Raw genomic sequence first — 17,847 nt, forward strand, 5'->3', positions numbered from 1 at the left:
CGGGGGCCTGATCAGGCCCCCGGAGCCGAAACAGAAACGGTAAAAGTGTTACCTATGTTCCCGGGCAGAAGTGTTACCCATGTTCCTGGTTGCACAAAGCCCTTTTCAAAAGGGTTTCCTTCTCCCCTTCCCCCGGCCGCCGGAGGCAAAAAAAGCTATCAGTACGAAGCCAACTGACGCTGGGTGTCGCGGCTGATGTCGCGTTCCTTGAGGTCCTGCTTTTTGGAGTGGACGTTTTTGCCGCGTCCGAGGCCGAGTTGGACTTTGACCTTGCCGTGGCTGAAATACATCTTCATGGGAACCACGGAGAGGCCCTTTTGGTCGGTTTTGGCTTGGAGCAGGTCTATTTCGTGCTTGTGCAGGAGCAGCCGCCGGGCGCGTTCGGGGTCGTGCTGGTCGTAGACGCCGGTCTTTTCGTAGGGGGCGATATGGACGCCCACCAGGAAGGCGGAGCCGGAGCGGAAGGAGACGTAGCCGTCCTTGAACGAGACTTGACCGCTGCGCAGGGATTTCACCTCGGAGCCGACAAGGGAGATGCCTGCCTCGAAGGTCTCAAGGATCTCGTAGAGGCGGCGGGCCTGCTTGTTGACGGCGATGGTGTCGGGGGAAAGAGTCTTGTTCTTTTTCTTTTTGGCCATGATTTAACTGGGTTGCTCGTCGTTTTCGAGCAGGGAGGAGAAGAAGGTGACTTCCTCTGGAAAGTGCTTGAAGATGTTGTCCATCACCAGGTTGTTGATGCGGCTGACCGTGCGGCATTCCAGGACATCCTTGAGGAGCAGCCGGCAGTCGTGCATGTTCGTCTGCCGGATGATCCGCTTGATACCGGGTATGGCCTGGGGAGTCATGGAGATGGAGTCGATGCCCATTCCGAGCAGTATGGGCACGCAGAACGGGTCCGATGCCACCTCACCGCAAAGGGACACTTCTATGCCCGCCTGGTGCGCTGCGTCAACCACCAATTTGATGGCCCGCAGGGTCGCGGGGTGCAGGGGCTGGTATAGATAGGACACGTGGCGGTTGGTCCGGTCCACGCCGATGGAGTACTGGATGAGGTCGTTGGTCCCGATGGAGAAGAAGTCCACCTCGTGGGCCAGGAACTCGGCGATGAACACTGCGGCGGGCAGTTCGATCATGGTCCCGAGCGGCATGTCGGGATCGTACTTCACGCCTTCGCGGCGCAGTTCGGCTTTCGCCTGCGCCAGCCACGCCTTGGCCTGGCGGACTTCCTTGACGCCGGAGATCATGGGAAACATGAGCGAGACGTTGCCGTAGGCCGAGGCGCGCAGGATGGCACGAAGCTGCGTCTTGAACAGCTGCGGATTCTTGAGGCAGAAGCGGATGGCGCGCAGGCCCATGGCCGGGTTGCTCTCGTTCAGCTCGCCGAAGGTGGAGATGAACTTGTCGCTCCCGAGGTCCAGGGTGCGGAAAACCACCTTTCGCGGGGCCATGATGGCGGCCAGGTCGATGTATTTTTCGGCCAGCTCATCCTCTGTGGGCAGGCTGGTCCGGTTGAGATAGGCGTATTCGGTGCGGTATAGGCCCACGCCCTCGCCGCCGTTGTCCAGGACGGCCGTGACTTCCTCCACCAGCTCGATGTTGGCCTGGACCATGACCCGTGAGCCGTCGAAGGTCTCGGCGGGCAGGTGGCAGTGGCGGCGGATTTTGCGGGTGTAGTCCTCGAACAGGGCGGCCCGCTCGTTGTAGTCGGCCAGCTCCGCTTCGGTGGGATTGACCACGATTTTTCCGGTCAGGCCGTCGATGATGACCAGGTCGCCGTCGTGGACTTCCTCCAGTCGGCCCACGCCGACCAGGGCGGGGATGTTCAGGGAACGGGCCATGATGCCGGTGTGGGAGGTCTTGCCGCCGCGCACGGTGGCGAAGGCCATGATCTTGTCCACCTGGAGCTCGACGGTGTCCGCCGGGGTCAGGTCGTGGGCCATGATGATGGCCCGGCCGGAGATGGAACTCAGGTCGGATTTCACGCCCATGAGTTTGATCTGGACCTTTTCGGCCACCACGCGCACATCCTGCATTCGCTCGCGGATATACTGGTCCTTGATGGCCTCGAAGGCTTTCTCCTGGTCGGAGACGGCCTTTTCGAGCGCCCAGGCCGCGTTCAGGCCCAAGGTCTCGATGTATTTTTCGGCGGACCCGGACAGCTTGGGGTCCTTGAGCATCATCAGATGCGTGTCGATGAGGGAACCGTGGCTCTTGAGTTCTTCGGGCACCTGTTCGCGGATTGCGGCCAGTTCCTTTTCCACGGATTTGAAAGCGGCGTGGAGTCGTTCGATCTCCGCGGGCATGTCTTCTGCGGCGACGATCTGCCTGGGCAGGTTCGCCATATGATTCCGGTTGACGAAAAAGGCCTTGCCGATGGCAATGCCGGTGGCGACCGGTATGCCCGTGAGGGTCGTGTCTGCCATTTATGCCTCTTCGAATTTGTTCAGGAACAACGCCTCGAGCCGATTGAGTGCGGCTTCGGCGTCCGCGCCCACGGCGCGAAGCTCCACCATGTTGCCCGGGCCTGCGGCCAGGGTGAGTATATCAAGGATGGACTTGGCGTCCACCGTCTGGCCTTCGTGAACCAGGGAGATGTTCGATTCGAAGGCCTGAGCCTCCTGCGCCAGTCGTCCGGCGGGCCGGGCGTGCAGTCCGTTTTCGGAGGCGACGATCACCTTTCTTGATAGGTATCCTGGCGCTTCGTCGGTATTATTGTTTGCTTCCGTCATTATCCAAACCTGCTTTTCACGTCGTGGTTATGTCTGATTGGGAAGGAAATCACAAGCCAAAAGCGTGTTCGGCCAGCGTCTCGATCCATGGAAAAAGTTCGATGAAGCCGACGAAAACGGCCACGGCCAGCACCCGCGAGAGGATGCCGGTGCGCACGTAGCGTCCGAAAAGCATGAGCGCGGACAGGCCGATGACGAATTCCCACCAGTCGTAGGGGCGCGGCCAGATGAGCGTCCATAGCCACAGCAGCAGGGCCGCGTTGGCATACTTGACTTTGGTGCCCCAGTTGATGAGGTCCCACCGCCGGAGTTTTTCCAGGAAGCGGAATCCCTGTTTCACCCCGCCCGCGAAGGTGTATGCGCGGAACGCCTGGAGCCCGATGAACATGAACAGTCCCAGCATGAAGGCCGTGACCGGGTGTCCGGTCAGGAGCAGGCAGATGGTCAGCAACGCCCAGAAGATGAGCAGGCTGCCCGCGAAGACGGAATCGCCGATGGCGGACAGGGTGTAGCTGGTGGTGTCGCGGACCTTGGCCAGCATGTGCGCCGGGAAGTGCCCCGCGCTGATGGTCGTTTCCACGTTCAGGAGGATGCCGACCATGCATGGGGTCCAGAAGGGGTGCGATTGGTAGTGCCGCGCGTACCGCTTGAGGGCGGTGCGGAGTTCCTTGGGGTCCTGGTGGATGGCCCGGAGCCCCGGCTGCATGGCGTACATGAGTCCTATGTTCTGCATCCCCCGCGTATTGAAGGCCGCGCCCGCCAGATAGCAGCGCAGGAAGCTGCGCAGGAAGGCCATCGTTTTGGTGTCGGCCTGTAGCCGGGGGAAACCGTGAACCGCCATTGGCAGTTCTCTCAGGTGCGCATGGGCAGGAGCCCGGCGCGGATGAGGTGTCTGCCCGTGATGACGGCGAGCGAAGTCTTGATGAGTCCCCAGAGAATGAACGGGGCCACTCCCGCCGCCCAGGTCCTGGCCCAGGTCAGGTCGAGGGAAAGTTTGAGCCAGACCGCACCCAGGGCGAAGAGGACAACCATGCCCAGGATGCCGAAGACGAATCCGCGCGCCCAGGAGATGTTTTCGTCGGCGCGGGCCAGTCCGGCGATGAACGCGTAGAAGACGAATCCGATCAGGAATCCGCCGGTGGGGCCGCACAGGTGCCCGATGCCTGACTTGCCGCCCGCGAAAACGGGCAGCCCGGCTATTCCGGCCAGGAGATAGAGGCCCACGGCCAGCGCGCCCCGTTTGGGGCCCAGCGCGAACCCGGCCAGGGCGACGAAAAAGGTTTGCAGGGAGACGGGAACCGGTCCGATGGGCAGGTTCAGGTAGGCTCCGGCCCCGATGAGGGCGGCCATGAGCGCGGTCCAGGTCAGGCGGTGGATATCGGTCAGGGACGTGGTCTTCATTGTGGACATCCTATCAGGTTATGGGCGGGAGCGCATCAAAGCACAGACGCCCCCGGCTGTCCAGTGGGGGCGGGCGGTTACGCCTGCCGGCCGTCGGGCGTCAGGCCCAGGCGGACCATGTAACGGGCGCAGGCCAGCGCCACGACCACCTTGAGGATGTCCCAGGGGATGAAGGGCAGCACGCCCACCGCCGCGGCCTTGGTCCAGCTCACATCCAGCACGATTTTGAGCCACGCCGCGCCCATGGCGTAGGCGATGCTCACGGCTGCCAGTCCGGCCAATGCGCCTCGGAACCACGGCAGGGCGCCTTCCCGGGTGCGGGCCAGGCCGCAAACGAAGGCCGTGCCCAGGAAACCGACGAGGTAGCCGCCGGTGGGCCCGAGCAGATAGCCGAGCCCGGACTTGCCGCCCGCGAATACGGGCAGGCCGATGGTCCCGGCCAGGAGGTACAGGCCCATCGCCAGGACCGCGTGCCTGGGGCCGAGCAGGTATCCGGCCAGGAATATGAAGAAGGGCTGCATGGACACCGGCACGGGGCCGATGGGCACGATCAGGTATGCTCCGGCCCCGATGAGGGCGGCGCAAAGCGCGGTCCAGACCAGCTTGTGGAGCGAGGACAGGGGGGAGTCGGGCAGGGCGTTTCGGGACATGTGGATCACTCCTTGGCCGGGGTCAGCCCGGCGCGGCGCACGGCCGCAATATCTTCGCGGGCGTCGCCGCCCCGGGTGGTCAGGTAGTCGCCGATCATCAGGCCGCTTGCTCCGGCGGTCAGCACCTCGTCTCGGCGGTCAGGTCCGAAGACCGTGGGGCGTCCTCCGCATATGCGCAATTGCCTGTCGGGCAACAGGAACCGGTACAGGGCGATGATCTTGAGGGCCTCCTCCGGTGAGAGCGGGGCGCGGTCCTCAAGCGGAGTGCCCGGGATGGGCGTCAGAAAATTCATGGGTACGGACGGCACGCCCAGTCCGCGCAGGAGCAGGGCCAGCTCCACGCGGTCGTCCCAGGTCTCGCCGATGCCGAAGATGCCGCCGGAGCAGACGTAGAGCCCGGCGTCGAGTCCGGCCCGCACTGCGTTCACGTCCTCTTCATAGGCGTGGGTGGTGCACATTTTCGGGAAGTGGCTCGCCGAGGTTTCCAGGTTGTGATGATACCCGCGCAGACCGGCGTTTTTCAGCCGTTTAAGCTGTCCCCGGTCGAGAATGCCCGGAGACAGATCGGGAACGAGCCCCTGTGCGGCCACGCTCCGCACCGCCGCCTCGAATCCGTCCAGGTCGGCTCCGCCAACCAGCTTGCCGGAAGCCACGATGCCGAACCGGGAGGCCCCGGCGGCCTTGGCTCGCGCCCCGGCGGCCGCGATATCTTCCGCGTCCATCAGGGGGTATTCCGGGCTTTCGGCCGCGTGATGCCCGGACTGGGCGCAGAAGGCGCAATCCTCGGAACAGGTCCCGGACTTGGCGTTGACGATGGCGCATAATCCCACCTCGTCGCCGAAGTTGGCGGCGCGCATCCGGTGGGCGTGGGCGAGCAGCTCCGGCAGGCGGTCCGGGGCTAGTTCGATAAGGAACAATATCTCGGCGTCGGAGGGCGGGACTCCGTCGAGGGCCTTGCTGGCGATGGCGGTCAGGTTCATGGGAAATTTGTGGTGCAGCCGCACGGATAAGTCAAGCCGGGCCGAAGACGGGAAGGGCCGGGAATGTGAAGAAAAGAATTTTCAAACAGGGTTGCGCCGGGAGCGCAAAAGGGTAGAATTGCCGCCGTTCAAAATTTTTCGGAGGTTCAAGCAGATGGAAGCGAGTATGTTTTTTGTGGGTGGGGTTCTGGTTATTGCGTTGATGTTTCTGCTGGCGAGCCTGGGGACGGCCGTCCGCACGTTTGTCGGGAATTGCTGCCCGTTCGTGTCCCGCATGACCGCCCGTTGCTCCCGCCGCCTTTCCGGCCTGTTCACCGAGTCCGGAGACTTCTATTGTTTCTTCCACAAGGACTCCCTGTACGGCAACTAGACGCGTTTCGAAGCCTGTTGCAAAACCGGAAGGCCGGGAGCGGATTGATTCCGCTCCCGGCCTTCCGGTTTATTGCGCGAGATCGGGTCAGTCGCGCATGAGGGCGTAGACTTCTTTGGCCGTCCAGCCCTCGCTCCGCTCGGCCACCCTCCGGGCGATCTCCTTGGGCTTGCCTCCGGCCTCGGATTCCTCGGCGATGCGCTCAAGGATGGCCGCTTCGTCGGCCTCGCCGTCCGAGCCGCCGCCAGGCCCGATGATTACGGTCAGCTCGCCGCGCAGTTCGAAGTCGAACTCGTCGAGGGAACCGAGGTTGCCGCGCAGGAACTCCTCGTACTCCTTGGTCAGCTCCCGGGCCACGCAGAAGTCGCGGTCCCCAAGAATGTCGCGGGCGATGGCCAGCGTGCCCGCCAGTCTCGTCTTGCGTTCGAACAGGACCAGGGTGGCCCCGGTGTCGCGGTGGGCGGCAAAGAGCTTTTCCGTCTGGCTTTTCTTGCGCGGCGGGAATCCCAGGAAAGTGTAGGGCAGGGGGGGCAGTCCCGAGGCGGACAGGGCCGTGACCGGCGCGCTGGGGCCGGGCACCGGCGTGACTCGGAATCCCTGCTCGCGGCAGGCGCGAACGAGGGTGAAGCCGGGGTCGGACAGGAGCGGGGTGCCCGCGTCCGAAATGAGCGCCACGGACAATCCTTCGCCCAGCAGGTCCAGGACCTTAGGCAGCTTCTTGTCCTCGTTGTGCTCGAAAAAGGAAATCAGCCTGCCGTGGCGGGCCAGCCCAAGCCGCTTGAACAGCAGCCCGGCCCTTCGGGTGTCCTCGGCCAGTATCACGTCCGCGTCCATGAGGACGTTGCGCGCCCGGGGCGACAGGTCGTCCGCGTTGCCCAGAGGGGTTGCCACTACAAACAGAATGCCGTTTTCGCTCATGCTCTTTGTCCGTCCAGTTGAAAGACGTTCTCCTCAATTTCCACGTCCAGGGACGCGCCTGTGTCCGTGACCGAGGCCAGGTCGAACCGGCACGGCTCGTCCCAGAGGTCGTGCTCGGTAAGGTAGTGGCTGGCCGCCTTGATGAGGCGGGCCTGCTTGGCGCGCGTCAGGGCCTCGCCCGGCGCGGCCATGGACCCGGCGCGGCGGGTCTTGACCTCGACGAAGACAACGGTGTCCCCGTCGCGGCAGACCAGGTCCAGCTCCCATTGGCGGTATCGCCAGTTGCGGGCCAGCACTTTGAATCCCCTGGATTCGAGATGCCGCGCGGCCGCGTCTTCGCCCGGAGCGCCGGTGTGCGCGGTCCGTTTCAGGGGCATTATTCTGGTCAGGAATCCCATGGCCGAAAGGGATAGCACAGGGCGTTCGGCTATGCCAGCGGAACCGGCCTGCGGGGTTCCCGGACGGCGCGACATGGTGTATGCTTTCAACAAAAAAGAGGTGAAGATATGCTCAAATATGCCATGATCGGCGGCGGCCCCGGAGCTTTTGTCGGCGACGTGCACCGGCGCGCATTGTCATTGAACGGGCAGGCCGGTCTTGTGGCGGGGTGTTTCTCCAGGGACTTGGAAAAAAGCCGGTTCCTGGGCCGGGAGCTCGGTCTGGACGAGGACCGGGTGTACGCGACCCCGGAGGAGCTGGCCCGTCTGGAGGCCGGGGATATCGATTTTGCAGTGGTGGTCACTTCCAACGAAGCCCACTATCCCAACGTCAAGGCGTGCCTCAAGAGCGGCATCAACGTCATGTGCGACAAGCCGTTCACCCATACCTCCGCCCAGGCCGAGGAACTGGTGGGCATGGCCCGCGAAAGGGGGCTCATCCTCGGCATGACCTATACCTATGCGGGCTATCCCATGGTCAGGCAGATGCGGGAAATGATCGCGCGCGGCGACATCGGCGAGATTCGTTTCGTCAACTGCGAGTACCCGCAGGGATGGCTGGCCGAGCCGCTGGAGAATACCGGGCACGTCCAGGCGGCCTGGCGGGCCGATCCCGATCGCAGCGGCGGGACCCTGTCGCTCGGCGATGTGGGGTCGCACATCGAATACCTGGTGCCCCATGTCACCGGCCTCAGGCTGACCCGGCTCGCCGCCCGGCTCGATTCCCTGGTGGAAGGACGGATGCTCGACGACAACGGCGTCATTCTGACCGAGTACGACACCGGCGCGCGCGGGGTGTACTGGTATTCCCAGGCCGCCATCGGCATGGTCAACGGGCTGAAGCTGCGCATCTTCGGCAACAAGGGCGGCCTGGAATGGTTCCAGGAAGACCCCGACCACTTGCGGTATATGCCGCTCAACGAGCCCGCGCGGATCATCACCCGGGGCGCTCCCGCGCTGCTGCCCGGAGCCATGGCCTATTCCCACACCCCGGCAGGACATCCCGAGGGTTGGCTGCTCGCCTTCGCCAACATCTACAAGGCGTTTTGCGATACCATCGCCACAGGTGCATCCGTGGATTTCCCCACCGGGGAAGACGGCGTTCGCGGCATCCGTTTCATGGAAGCGTGTTTGGAGAGTTCGAGGAACGATACCGCCTGGCTGGCAGTGGATTAGGATCGGATTTGGAGGGGGAAGGCCGCCCGATGGACGGCCTTTTATTTGGCATAATTAAGTGGGGCTTTTTACGCTGGGAGGTGCGCTAGCTTGTTGAGGCAGGCGCGCCTTTGGCGCGAGAGCCCGTGTGGGCGGCTATGCCGCCCACAGCTTCCATGCCCTCCCGGCGGGGTCCATTTCTTTTGCTGGCCCAAAAGAAATAGACGAAAGAAAAGGGCCTTTTCCTAGCGCGGCCGCCCCCGGGATCATCGGCAAGAATCCGATCCGCTCGGGTCGGCTCCATCCGAGCAAAAGTATAAGCCCTTTCCCGCTGGCCAGCTTCCCACTCTCGCCAGCCCTTCCTTCCGCGTCACCGGAGCCGCCGCCCCTTCGCGGTCGGCTTCTAGTCCGCTGATCCAGGGCTAGAGCTCGTAGGGGGGCTAGTTGAATAGTGTCGCCTTTGGGATGGATTCGGGCAGCGGCTTCGATAACGAAGAGCGGCAAATAGGCTTTTCCGCGTTGGAAGACAGTACCTCGCTTGCGCGGGAGACGTTCGAAAGCCGGGGCCTAGAGCCTGTCTGAAGCGGCGAAGCGTAGGCCGACTGCGTCCGCCGCAGGCGGACATCCTGTCGGGCAGCGAAAGCCGCTACAGGCTCTTGGCCACTGCTTTCGGGAGCCGAAAGGGCCGAAAAGCGCAGTTTTTGCTTCCTTTTTTCTGCGCCAGTAAAAAAGGAAGTCGCCGTAAAGGCGAAACAAAACGTGAGGAGAACGCGCTCGGTTTGTCGCGAAGCGCGGCACACCTTCACGCGCTCCTCCTAAAAAAACAAATAAGGAAGGCCGCCCGCAGGATCATCGACAAGAATCCGATCCGCTCGGGTCGGCTCCATCCGAGCAAAAGTATAGGTCCTTCCCCGGTGCTCCGCTTCCCACTCTCGCAGGTCCTTCCTTCCTCGTCACCGGAGCCGCCGCCCCTTCGCGGTCGGCTTCTAGTCCGCTGATCCAGGGCTGGTGCTCGTAGGGGGGGGCTAGTTGAATAGTGTCGCCTTTGGGATGGATTCGGGCAGCGGCTTCGATAACGAAGAGCGGCAAATAGGCTTTTCCGCGTTGGAAGACAGTACCTCGCTTGCGCGGGAGACGTTCGAAAGCCGGGGCCTAGAGCCTGTCTGAAGCGGCGAAGCGTGGGCCGACTGCGTCCGTCGCAGACGGACATCCTGTCGGGCAGCGAAAGCCGCTACAGGCTCTTGGCCACTGCTTTCGGGAGCCGAAAGGGCCAAAAAGCGCAGTTTTTGCTTCCTTTTTTCTGCGCCAGCAAAAAAGGAAGTCGCCGTAAAGGCGAAATAAAAAGTAAGGATGACGTACGCGGTCTGCCGCGAAGCGCGAAAATATCCCCGCGCTTTCACCTCCCCTTCCCCCCCCCAAAAAATAAAGCCGAAAATCCGCGCGTCGCATTCCATTTTTTTGCGCCGCAGCTTTATTTTTTTCATATGAGCTGCTACTCATGTGATAAAAACGACAAGGAGATGCCCATGCGCTTCATCAGGACCGTAATTTTCTCCTTATTCCTTTGTGTTGGATTCTTGTGCGCAACGTCGTCCGCAGCGGATTCGCGCGCGGACGATTGCATTCCCCCTTGTCCGGATTATGCCCAACCGGTCAGTTGGGCCGCGCTGTCCGAGCGGCCGGACAAGGATGTGGATGTGTTCTACGTCTACCCGACAATTTATTATGCTGATTCGCCGAAGAACATGGATGTGTTCGACGAGGCGCTCCGGGCCGACGTGCTGGGACTGCTCAACGCCCAGGCCGGAGCGTATTCGTCCTCGGCGAACCTGTTCGCACCGTATTATCGCCAGGTGACGCTCGCCAGCCTTGATCCGGAACGGGACATGATCCAGGACCGTTATTTCCGAATCGGGGCGGACGATGTGCACCGGGCCTTCGATTACTATTTGAATTACCTGAACGACGGACGTCCGTTTATTTTGGCCGCCCACAGCCAGGGGTCGGTGGTCCTGCTCGATCTGTTGTTCAGCCGGTTCAAGAATCCGGCCCTGCGCAAGAAGCTCGTGGCCGCTTATGTCATCGGCTATTCCGTTACCCGCGAGGACCTCGCGCGCCATACGTGGATCAAGCCCGCGCGGGGTGCCGACGACGTAGGGGTGGTGGTGTCCTGGAACACCCAGGCCGCGGGCGCGACCGGGTCGCCGGTGCTGCTGCCGGGCGCCATCTGCATCAATCCGCTCAACTGGCGGACCGACGACACCCCGGCCGACCGCAGCCTGAACCTGGGGGCGGTCTTCTTCGATGACGCCAAGGGTGAGGTCTTGCGCATCGTGCCGCAGTATTCGGGCGCACGCATCGACCTCGCCACCGGTGCGTTGGTGGCCTCGCCGCCGGACACGTTCAAAGCCGGGCATTTCCCTCCGGGGGTGTTGCACAAGTATGATTACGCATTCTGGTACCGCAACATCCAGCGCAACGTGAACGAGCGGATCGAAGCATGGTTCAGGCATTACGGCTGCGACTAGGCGCGGAGTCCCCGGCTCGCCATTGACAGGTCCGCCGCCGCCCCTTTAGGTTCGCTCCATGCCGCAATACGCCATGTCCTTGACCCCAGCCCACAGGGCCTTCCTGTCCGATCTTTTCCCCGGGGACGGGTGCGTGCTCGATACCGAGCAGCTCAACGCCTTTTCCACCGACGCCAGCCGCAGGCGGGCCATGCCGTGGGCCGCTGTCCGGCCCGAGAGCAGGGAACAGGTGGTCGAGCTGCTGCGCTGGGCCGATGTTGAACGGATGCCCGTCTACCCCAGGGCCAGGGCCACCGGACAGGTGGGCAACACGGTGCCCTTATGGGGCGGCGTGACCGTTTCGCTGCTGCGCATGAACCGGATCATCGACATCTCCGAACGGGATTTTGCGGCCGAGGTGGAGCCGGGGGTGATTACCTCCGATTTCCAACAGGCGTGCGCCGGGAAGGGGCTGTTCTATCCGCCGGACCCGGCCAGCGTGAAGATTTCCACCATGGGCGGGAATATTTCCACCTGCGCGGGCGGGCTGCGGGCGGTCAAATACGGCGTGACCCGCGACTGGGTGCTCGGCCTCGAAGCCGTGTTGCCCGGCGGCCGGACGCTGACCATGGGCGGCCGGTCCCACAAGGACGTGGTCGGTCTCGACTTGAAGCGGCTTTTCGTGGGCGCGGACGGCAAGCTCGGGCTCATAACCCGGGCCACGGTCAAGCTCATCCCCCTGCCTGAAACATCCAGCTCGGTCCTGGTGGGTTTCGCCGATCTGGCCGCGTCCATGGACGGGGCCATGGCCGTGTTCGGCGCCGGGCTGCTTCCCTGCGCCTGCGAATTCATGGACGCCACCACGCTCAAGGCCGTGCGCTTGGGCGGCGACATTCCCCTGGCCGAGGAGGCGCAGGCCGCGCTGCTCTTCAAGTTCGACGGCACGCCCGAAGGAGTGGCCGCCGAGATCCGGCGGCTGCGCGAGGCGCTGCGTCCGGTGGGGCCGGTCTCTGTCGAGGTGGGCGAAGGCGCGGCCGAGGAGGCTGTCTGGGCCGCTCGTCGGGACATCTCTCCGGGGTCCTACCGGCTCAAGCCCAACAAGCTCTCGGAAGACCTGTCCGTGCCGCGGGGCCGGGTGCCCGAGCTGGTGCGCATAGCCCATCAGGCGGGCCTGGACGCCGGGCTGCCGGTGCTTTGCTATGGTCATCTGGGCGACGGCAATATCCACACCAACATCATGCATGACGCGGAAAAGCCGGACGAGGTCAGCGCCGCCCATCGGGTCAAGGAACGCCTTTTCCGGACTGCCGTGGAGCTGGGCGGGACCATCTCGGGCGAGCACGGCACGGGGTTGACCAAGGCGTCCTTCGTGCCGGAGCAGCTTGGCGCGGAACCGTTGCGCGTCATGGAAGCGGTGCGCCGCGTCTTCGATCCCAACGAGATCATGAATCCCGGCAAGGGGTGGTAGGTTCGTCCCGGTTCGCGTTGGGGCTTCCCGCTCCCGGCCGGGTTGTTGCCAAGGCCCGCCGACGCGGGTAGGACCTAATCCATGTCCGATCGCATTTCCCAACACGTTTCCCATTGCATCCTTTGCGGCAAGTGTCTTCAGGTCTGCCCGCTTCTGCGGGCCACCGGCCGCGAGGAACTGGGCCCCCGCTCCAAGTCCGACCTCTGCCGCGTGCTGGCCGAGGACCCGGGACGGCTGTCCGAGGTGGACGCCGCCCGGCTCGCCGGATTTTGCCTGGGCTGCGGCCGGTGCCGCGAGGTCTGCTCGCAGGGGCAGGACGTGCCCGGTCTGGTGGCGGCCCTGCGCGGAGCGCATCCGAATTTCAAGTCGTGGTTGTGGAAGACCTGGCTGACCCGCGCCCGGCAGCTCTGGTCGCCTGGCTCCAAGGCCGCCGGACTCGTTCCGGAGCGGTTCCGAACCGAGAAGCTCGGCCCCATGCTCAAGATGCTCGCGGGCATGACCGGCGGGCCGGGGCTTAATCCCTTCCTGAGGCCGAAGGCTTTTCCCGACACGCATCGGGGCGAGAGGATGCTTTTGTTCGCGGGCTGCACGGCCAACTATGTTCAGGGGCGCTGGCTCATGGCCGCGCTGCGGCTGCTGGACGGCCTGGGCGTCGAAGTCCTGCCGGGCGAGTTCGCCTGTTGCGGCTCGGGCCTCAAGGGAGCCGGGTTCGCGGATGAGGCGCGAAGAATGGCCGAGCGGAATGTGGCGGTCTGGCGCGAGGCCGGGCGGCCGCGCATTGTCGTCTTCTGCGCCTCCTGCCTCGCGGGGCTGGCCGCCTACGATTGTTTCGAGTCCGATGCGGAGCGGACGCAATGGAGCGAGTCTCTCCTCCCCCTGTCGGTTGCCGTCCGTAGCGTGGAATTTACGATGACCGATGGCGCGCCCGAGCGGCTCGGCTATCATCACCCCTGTCATGCGGGCAAGGATGACCCGGACCGTGTGTTGCTGCGGGAGGCGCTCGGCGGGCGGCTGATCGCGGCGACGGACAAGGAATGTTGCGGCTTCGGCGGAGTCATGCGCCTGGCCGCGCCCGAACTGACCGAACCCGTCAACCGGCAGTGCTGGGAAACGCTTCGGGACGCGGAGGTTGTCCTGTCGGGCTGCTCCGCCTGTCTGGCGCAGCTCTCGGCCACCGCGCCGGAGGGCGTGAAGGTGGGGCATTGGCTTGAAATCATAGTCTAGGCGCGTACGGCGGCCGCTTCTTGGCTGATTCCGGCGACCAAGTTCCCGTTTGGTGCTGTGGAGCTGTTTCGCCCGGTCCGCCGGGACCGACCGCGCCTTTTACGCCCGGCCCGCTTTGTGCTATCCCTGACTGCGCCGAGGGAAAGGAGCCTGTCACGCGATTGTCGCGTTGACTTTCCGGTTTCCGACTTTATCATGCACAACAGCGTTTGCGGCCACGCATATTCGGGCCGCCAAAGATTTTTCTGGAGAACCCCCATATGCTCAAAAAGATCTTCGGTTCCAAAAACGACCGATACCTGAAGAAACTCAAGCCGATCATCGCGCAGATCAACGCGTTCGAACCGGAGATGCAAGCCCTTTCCGACGCCGACTTTCCGGCCAAGGTCGCGGCCTGGAAGGGACAGGTGGCCGCGGGCGAGAAAAACCTGGACGACCTGCTGCCCGAGTGTTTCGCCCTGGTACGCGAGGCGGGCAGGCGCGCATTCGATCCCCCCATGCGCCACTTCGACGTGCAGCTCATCGGCGGTATCGTCCTGCACCAGGGCAAGATCGCGGAGATGAAGACCGGTGAAGGCAAGACGCTCGTCGCCACCCTGGCCGTGGTTCTGAACGCCCTGGCAGGCAAGGGCGTCCACGTTGTCACGGTCAACGACTACCTGGCCAAGCGCGACGCCGAGTGGATGGGCCAGCTCTACAATTTCCTCGGACTGACCTACGGCGTCATCGTCCACGGCCTGAACGATCAGGAGCGCCAGGAGGCCTACCGGGCCGACATCACCTACGGGACCAACAACGAGTTCGGTTTCGACTACCTGCGCGACAACATGAAGTTCTACAAGGAGCAGTTGGTCCAGCGGCCGCTCAACTTCGCCATCGTCGACGAAGTGGACTCCATCCTCATCGACGAAGCGCGGACCCCGCTCATCATTTCCGGTCCCGGCGAGAAATCCTCCGGGCTGTACCGCCGCGTGGACGCCATCGTGCCCAAGCTGGTCAAGTCCAGCCCCACGGACCCCGAGGACAAGGATGCCGTGCCCGACGGCGATTTCGTGCTGGACGAGAAGACCAAGTCCATCACCCTGACGGACGCGGGCGTGGAGAAGATCGAGGGTCTTCTCGGCATCGACAACCTGTTCGACCCGCAGAATATTTCCTACCAGCATCACGTGTTGCAGGCGGTCAAGGCGCACCATTGCTTCCAGCGCGACGTGGAGTATATCGTCAAGGAAGATCAGGTGGTCCTGGTCGACGAGTTCACCGGCCGCCTCATGCCGGGACGACGCCTTTCCGACGGTCTGCACCAGGCCATCGAGGCCAAGGAAAACGTCAAGGTCGAGGCCGAAAACCAGACGCTCGCCTCCATCACCTTCCAGAACTATTTCCGCATGTACGAGAAGCTGGCGGGCATGACCGGCACCGCCGACACCGAGTCCGTGGAGTTCCAGCAGATCTACGGTCTTCCGGTGGTGGTCATCCCGACCAACATGCCCATGGTCCGCCAGGACAACGCGGATTCGATCTACAAGACCCAGGAAGAGAAGTACAAGGCCATCGCCGAGGACATCAAGGAATGCTACCGGCGCGGCCAGCCCACCCTGGTCGGCACGGTCTCCATCGAGAAGTCCGAAATTCTTTCCAATCTGCTCAAGCAACTGAAGGTCCCGCACAACGTGCTCAACGCCAAGCAGCATGAGCGCGAGGCGGAGATCGTCCTGGAAGCGGGCCACAAGGGCAAAGTGACCATCGCCACCAACATGGCCGGCCGCGGCACCGACATCAAGCTCGGCGAGGGCGTCCGCGAATTGGGCGGCCTGCATATCATCGGCACCGAGCGCCACGAGTCCCGGCGCATCGACAACCAGTTGCGCGGCCGCGCGGGCCGTCAGGGCGACCCGGGTTCGTCCCGTTTCTACCTCGCCCTGGATGACGACCTCATGCGCCTGTTCGGCTCCGACCGCCTCAAGGGCATCATGGAGAAGCTCGGCCTCGAAGACGGCATGGCCATCGAGAACAAGATGGTCTCCAACGCCATCGAGAAGTCCCAGACACGGGTGGAAGCGCATCACTACGAAATCCGCAAGCAGCTCCTGGAATACGACGACGTCATGAACCAGCAGCGCGAGGCCATCTACGGCCTGCGCCGCGAACTCATGGAGAGCAAGGAAGTCGAACCCATCGCCCTGGACTACGCCGCCGATCTGCTGGAGGAAATCCTTCAGCCCGCCCTGGACATGAAGGGCGGTGCGGACAAGGACACCGAAGAGTCCGTGCGCGCCCGTCTGGAGGAAGTCTTTAATTTCGAGCGGTTCGAGGGCTGGGGCAAATCCGGTCTGCCCGACATGGAGCAGGCCCGCAAATGGGTGGATGAAATCTTCGCCTATCTGCGCGCTTCCACCGGCGAGCATTACCAGGAAATTCTGCGCTACTTCCTGCTCGACTCGCTCGACCGCAACTGGAAGGAGCATCTGCTCAACATGGACCACCTGCGCGACGGCATCGGCCTGCGCGGCTACGGCCAGAAGGACCCCAAGCAGGAGTACAAGCGCGAAGGTTTCGAGCTTTTCTCCGAGTTGATCTACACGCTCAAGGAGAACGCCCTGCGCGCCTTCTCCCACCTGCGCATTCAGGCCGAGGTCCGCGACGACGAGTTCAAGCACGAGGACACGGACGATCTCCAGTACACGGACCACGAGTCCTCCCAGGAGAAGAAGGCCGCCACAGTGAGAAAGGACGCCAAGATATCCCGCAACGCCCCCTGCCCCTGCGGCAGCGGCAAGAAATACAAGAAGTGCTGCGGCGCATAGGCCCGGCGCGACCCGTATACCAGGCCCGGTCCGGCTTTTGCCGGACCGGGCCTTTCTTCATGCTTGAATCACGCTTTCGCCGCTGAACGCCATAGGGGGGCGAAGGCGCATAGGGGGATAATCTGGGCGAAAGCATCCGGCTATCGCGGCGTATGGGGCAGGTGTGTGCCTTTCCAGCGAGATAAGCGGACAGTTCCTTTTTGTGCGCCGCCCCTGTGCGGGCGTATTGCGTTCGCACATGCGAGGGTGTAAACATCCCCGCATGATCCGTCTCTTCAGCATGTTCCTTTTTCTTCTTGTCTGCGTTCCCGGTGCGTTGGCCCAGACGGCTGTGAGCATGGGCAACGAACCGGGGTTCCTCGTGGCGGCTCCGACCAACGTGAGTCAGGACCTCCAGTTGCAGGCGGCCACGGGATACGTGGGCGAGGCGGATTTCACCAACGGCCTGGGCAGCGTGAGCGTTTTTCACAACTCCCTGTCCGCCGATTACTCCATCTTTCACCTTTCCTACGAGCTTTCCACCTTCAACTGGGTCAACAAGTCGCAGTTGGCCAGCCGCTTCAACTCGGGCAGCGAAATCGTCCCGTGGACTTCGCTGCACGACATCACCGTGCAGGCCCGGCTGCTGAACAACAAGTTCGCCGACGATTGGCGGTATTGGGTCAACGGGGAAGTGGACGCCTCTTTCGAGGAGAGCGCGCCCGGAGCCGTGGGTGTCGGTTTCGACGGCGGGGTGGCCTATGATTTCTGGGACGGCTGGATGCTGGGCATCACCGCCAAGACCGTGGCCGTGTCGGCCCTGAACAGCGACCTGTTCGGCGATGTGGAATTCGGCCTGGCCGTGGCCGTTTCGCAGAAGACCCTGCGCAAGACGCTCGAAGCCATCGGGTTGGTGGAGGCCGCCAAGCCCGGATCGGAAAGCCTCGGCCTGAACTTCGCCTTTTCCACCCAGGACAAGACCTATCGCCTTGCCGCGGACAATCCGATTTATGGCGGGGGCTATCTCGGCCTGGTCCGCTCCAAGATAGGCGTTTACCTGGACTACCTGCCCAATGAGCATCTGACCCTGAGCATCGGGCCGGAATATCACTACAACAGGAAATACAAGCTCTACAACAAGGCGGGCTCGTACAAGTCCTCCCACAATCTGGACAACGCCCTGGGCGGATTCGCCCGCATCCTTTGGCGATTCTGACGGGAG

At 63.3% G+C, this 17,847-nt stretch carries 16 protein-coding genes; 6 read left to right on the forward strand and 10 right to left on the reverse strand.

Annotation, left to right across the window (positions count from 1 at the left end):
- Positions 1-158: 158 nt before the first annotated feature.
- The 9 genes from smpB to PSN43_RS15710 form a co-directional block, all read right to left on the reverse strand.
- Positions 159-638 (reverse strand): SsrA-binding protein SmpB, encoded by a 480-nt coding sequence (gene smpB, locus PSN43_RS15670; protein WP_272701681.1) that lies wholly within the window; start codon positions 636-638, stop codon positions 159-161.
- Between the two features lie 3 nt (positions 639-641).
- Positions 642-2,423 carry a phosphoenolpyruvate--protein phosphotransferase gene (gene ptsP, locus PSN43_RS15675; protein ID WP_272701682.1) on the reverse strand — a complete coding sequence of 594 codons (1,782 nt, stop codon included), beginning with the start codon at positions 2,421-2,423 and terminating at the stop codon, positions 642-644.
- Positions 2,424-2,729, reverse strand: a complete 306-nt coding sequence (locus PSN43_RS15680) for an HPr family phosphocarrier protein (protein WP_272701683.1) — start codon at positions 2,727-2,729, stop codon at positions 2,424-2,426.
- A gap of 49 nt (positions 2,730-2,778) precedes the next feature.
- Positions 2,779-3,570, reverse strand: a complete 792-nt coding sequence (locus tag PSN43_RS15685) for a PTS system mannose/fructose/sorbose family transporter subunit IID (protein ID WP_272701684.1) — start codon at positions 3,568-3,570, stop codon at positions 2,779-2,781.
- Between the two features lie 11 nt (positions 3,571-3,581).
- Positions 3,582-4,130 carry a biotin transporter BioY gene (locus PSN43_RS15690; protein ID WP_272701685.1) on the reverse strand — a complete coding sequence of 183 codons (549 nt, stop codon included), beginning with the start codon at positions 4,128-4,130 and terminating at the stop codon, positions 3,582-3,584.
- Positions 4,131-4,207: 77 nt separating this feature from the next.
- Positions 4,208-4,780, reverse strand: a complete 573-nt coding sequence (locus tag PSN43_RS15695; protein ID WP_272701686.1) for a biotin transporter BioY — start codon at positions 4,778-4,780, stop codon at positions 4,208-4,210.
- Positions 4,781-4,785: 5 nt separating this feature from the next.
- Positions 4,786-5,760 carry a biotin synthase BioB gene (gene bioB, locus PSN43_RS15700; RefSeq protein ID WP_272701687.1) on the reverse strand — a complete coding sequence of 325 codons (975 nt, stop codon included), beginning with the start codon at positions 5,758-5,760 and terminating at the stop codon, positions 4,786-4,788.
- Between the two features lie 457 nt (positions 5,761-6,217).
- On the reverse strand, positions 6,218-7,048 hold the full coding sequence (rsmI, locus tag PSN43_RS15705) for a 16S rRNA (cytidine(1402)-2'-O)-methyltransferase (protein WP_272701688.1): 831 nt from the start codon (positions 7,046-7,048) through the stop codon (positions 6,218-6,220).
- Positions 7,045-7,446 carry a YraN family protein gene (locus tag PSN43_RS15710; RefSeq protein ID WP_272701710.1) on the reverse strand — a complete coding sequence of 134 codons (402 nt, stop codon included), beginning with the start codon at positions 7,444-7,446 and terminating at the stop codon, positions 7,045-7,047. The genes rsmI and PSN43_RS15710 overlap by 4 nt, the downstream gene beginning before the upstream one ends.
- Before the next feature lie 108 nt (positions 7,447-7,554).
- On the opposite strand from PSN43_RS15710, the gene PSN43_RS15715 reads away from it, so the two are divergent.
- Entirely contained in the window at positions 7,555-8,661 is a 1,107-nt protein-coding gene (locus PSN43_RS15715) for a Gfo/Idh/MocA family protein (protein ID WP_272701689.1), read from the forward strand.
- Positions 8,662-9,665: 1,004 nt separating this feature from the next.
- Here the strand turns inward: PSN43_RS15715 and PSN43_RS15720 are convergent.
- A complete protein-coding gene (locus PSN43_RS15720) occupies positions 9,666-10,124 on the reverse strand; it encodes a hypothetical protein (RefSeq protein ID WP_272701690.1) in 459 nt (152 codons plus the stop codon).
- Between the two features lie 42 nt (positions 10,125-10,166).
- Here PSN43_RS15720 and PSN43_RS15725 point away from each other — a divergent pair, with 42 nt between their 5' ends.
- The 5 genes from PSN43_RS15725 (at position 10,167) to PSN43_RS15745 (ending at position 17,841) form a co-directional block, all read left to right on the forward strand.
- Positions 10,167-11,168 (forward strand): DUF3089 domain-containing protein, encoded by a 1,002-nt coding sequence (locus PSN43_RS15725; RefSeq protein ID WP_272701691.1) that lies wholly within the window; start codon positions 10,167-10,169, stop codon positions 11,166-11,168.
- Positions 11,169-11,226: 58 nt separating this feature from the next.
- Positions 11,227-12,615: an FAD-binding oxidoreductase gene (locus PSN43_RS15730; protein WP_272701692.1), complete on the forward strand. Its 1,389-nt coding sequence runs from the start codon at positions 11,227-11,229 to the stop codon at positions 12,613-12,615.
- Positions 12,616-12,696: 81 nt separating this feature from the next.
- Positions 12,697-13,839 carry a (Fe-S)-binding protein gene (locus PSN43_RS15735; protein WP_272701693.1) on the forward strand — a complete coding sequence of 381 codons (1,143 nt, stop codon included), beginning with the start codon at positions 12,697-12,699 and terminating at the stop codon, positions 13,837-13,839.
- A 260-nt stretch (positions 13,840-14,099) separates the two neighbouring features.
- Complete coding sequence (gene secA / locus PSN43_RS15740; RefSeq protein ID WP_272701694.1) at positions 14,100-16,646, forward strand: preprotein translocase subunit SecA; 2,547 nt, start codon at positions 14,100-14,102, stop codon at positions 16,644-16,646.
- Positions 16,647-16,908: 262 nt separating this feature from the next.
- Positions 16,909-17,841 carry a hypothetical protein gene (locus PSN43_RS15745; RefSeq protein WP_272701695.1) on the forward strand — a complete coding sequence of 311 codons (933 nt, stop codon included), beginning with the start codon at positions 16,909-16,911 and terminating at the stop codon, positions 17,839-17,841.
- Positions 17,842-17,847: the final 6 nt, after the last annotated feature.

Origin of the sequence: Desulfovibrio sp. Fe33 (assembly GCF_028532725.1) — a bacterium.
GTDB lineage: Bacteria > Desulfobacterota > Desulfovibrionia > Desulfovibrionales > Desulfovibrionaceae > Pseudodesulfovibrio.

What these genes read in the sequence shown, in the direction of transcription:
- smpB (WP_272701681.1), bottom strand. Translation starts at nt 638, where the DNA reads ATGGCCAAAAAGAAAAAGAACAAGACTCTTTCCCCCGACACCATCGCC.
- ptsP (WP_272701682.1), bottom strand. Translation starts at nt 2,423, where the DNA reads ATGGCAGACACGACCCTCACGGGCATACCGGTCGCCACCGGCATTGCC.
- PSN43_RS15680 (WP_272701683.1), bottom strand. Translation starts at nt 2,729, where the DNA reads ATGACGGAAGCAAACAATAATACCGACGAAGCGCCAGGATACCTATCA.
- PSN43_RS15685 (WP_272701684.1), bottom strand. Translation starts at nt 3,570, where the DNA reads ATGGCGGTTCACGGTTTCCCCCGGCTACAGGCCGACACCAAAACGATG.
- PSN43_RS15690 (WP_272701685.1), bottom strand. Translation starts at nt 4,130, where the DNA reads ATGAAGACCACGTCCCTGACCGATATCCACCGCCTGACCTGGACCGCG.
- PSN43_RS15695 (WP_272701686.1), bottom strand. Translation starts at nt 4,780, where the DNA reads ATGTCCCGAAACGCCCTGCCCGACTCCCCCCTGTCCTCGCTCCACAAG.
- bioB (WP_272701687.1), bottom strand. Translation starts at nt 5,760, where the DNA reads ATGAACCTGACCGCCATCGCCAGCAAGGCCCTCGACGGAGTCCCGCCC.
- rsmI (WP_272701688.1), bottom strand. Translation starts at nt 7,048, where the DNA reads ATGAGCGAAAACGGCATTCTGTTTGTAGTGGCAACCCCTCTGGGCAAC.
- PSN43_RS15710 (WP_272701710.1), bottom strand. Translation starts at nt 7,446, where the DNA reads ATGGGATTCCTGACCAGAATAATGCCCCTGAAACGGACCGCGCACACC.
- PSN43_RS15715 (WP_272701689.1), top strand. Translation starts at nt 7,555, where the DNA reads ATGCTCAAATATGCCATGATCGGCGGCGGCCCCGGAGCTTTTGTCGGC.
- PSN43_RS15720 (WP_272701690.1), bottom strand. Translation starts at nt 10,124, where the DNA reads ATGAAAAAAATAAAGCTGCGGCGCAAAAAAATGGAATGCGACGCGCGG.
- PSN43_RS15725 (WP_272701691.1), top strand. Translation starts at nt 10,167, where the DNA reads ATGCGCTTCATCAGGACCGTAATTTTCTCCTTATTCCTTTGTGTTGGA.
- PSN43_RS15730 (WP_272701692.1), top strand. Translation starts at nt 11,227, where the DNA reads ATGCCGCAATACGCCATGTCCTTGACCCCAGCCCACAGGGCCTTCCTG.
- PSN43_RS15735 (WP_272701693.1), top strand. Translation starts at nt 12,697, where the DNA reads ATGTCCGATCGCATTTCCCAACACGTTTCCCATTGCATCCTTTGCGGC.
- secA (WP_272701694.1), top strand. Translation starts at nt 14,100, where the DNA reads ATGCTCAAAAAGATCTTCGGTTCCAAAAACGACCGATACCTGAAGAAA.
- PSN43_RS15745 (WP_272701695.1), top strand. Translation starts at nt 16,909, where the DNA reads ATGATCCGTCTCTTCAGCATGTTCCTTTTTCTTCTTGTCTGCGTTCCC.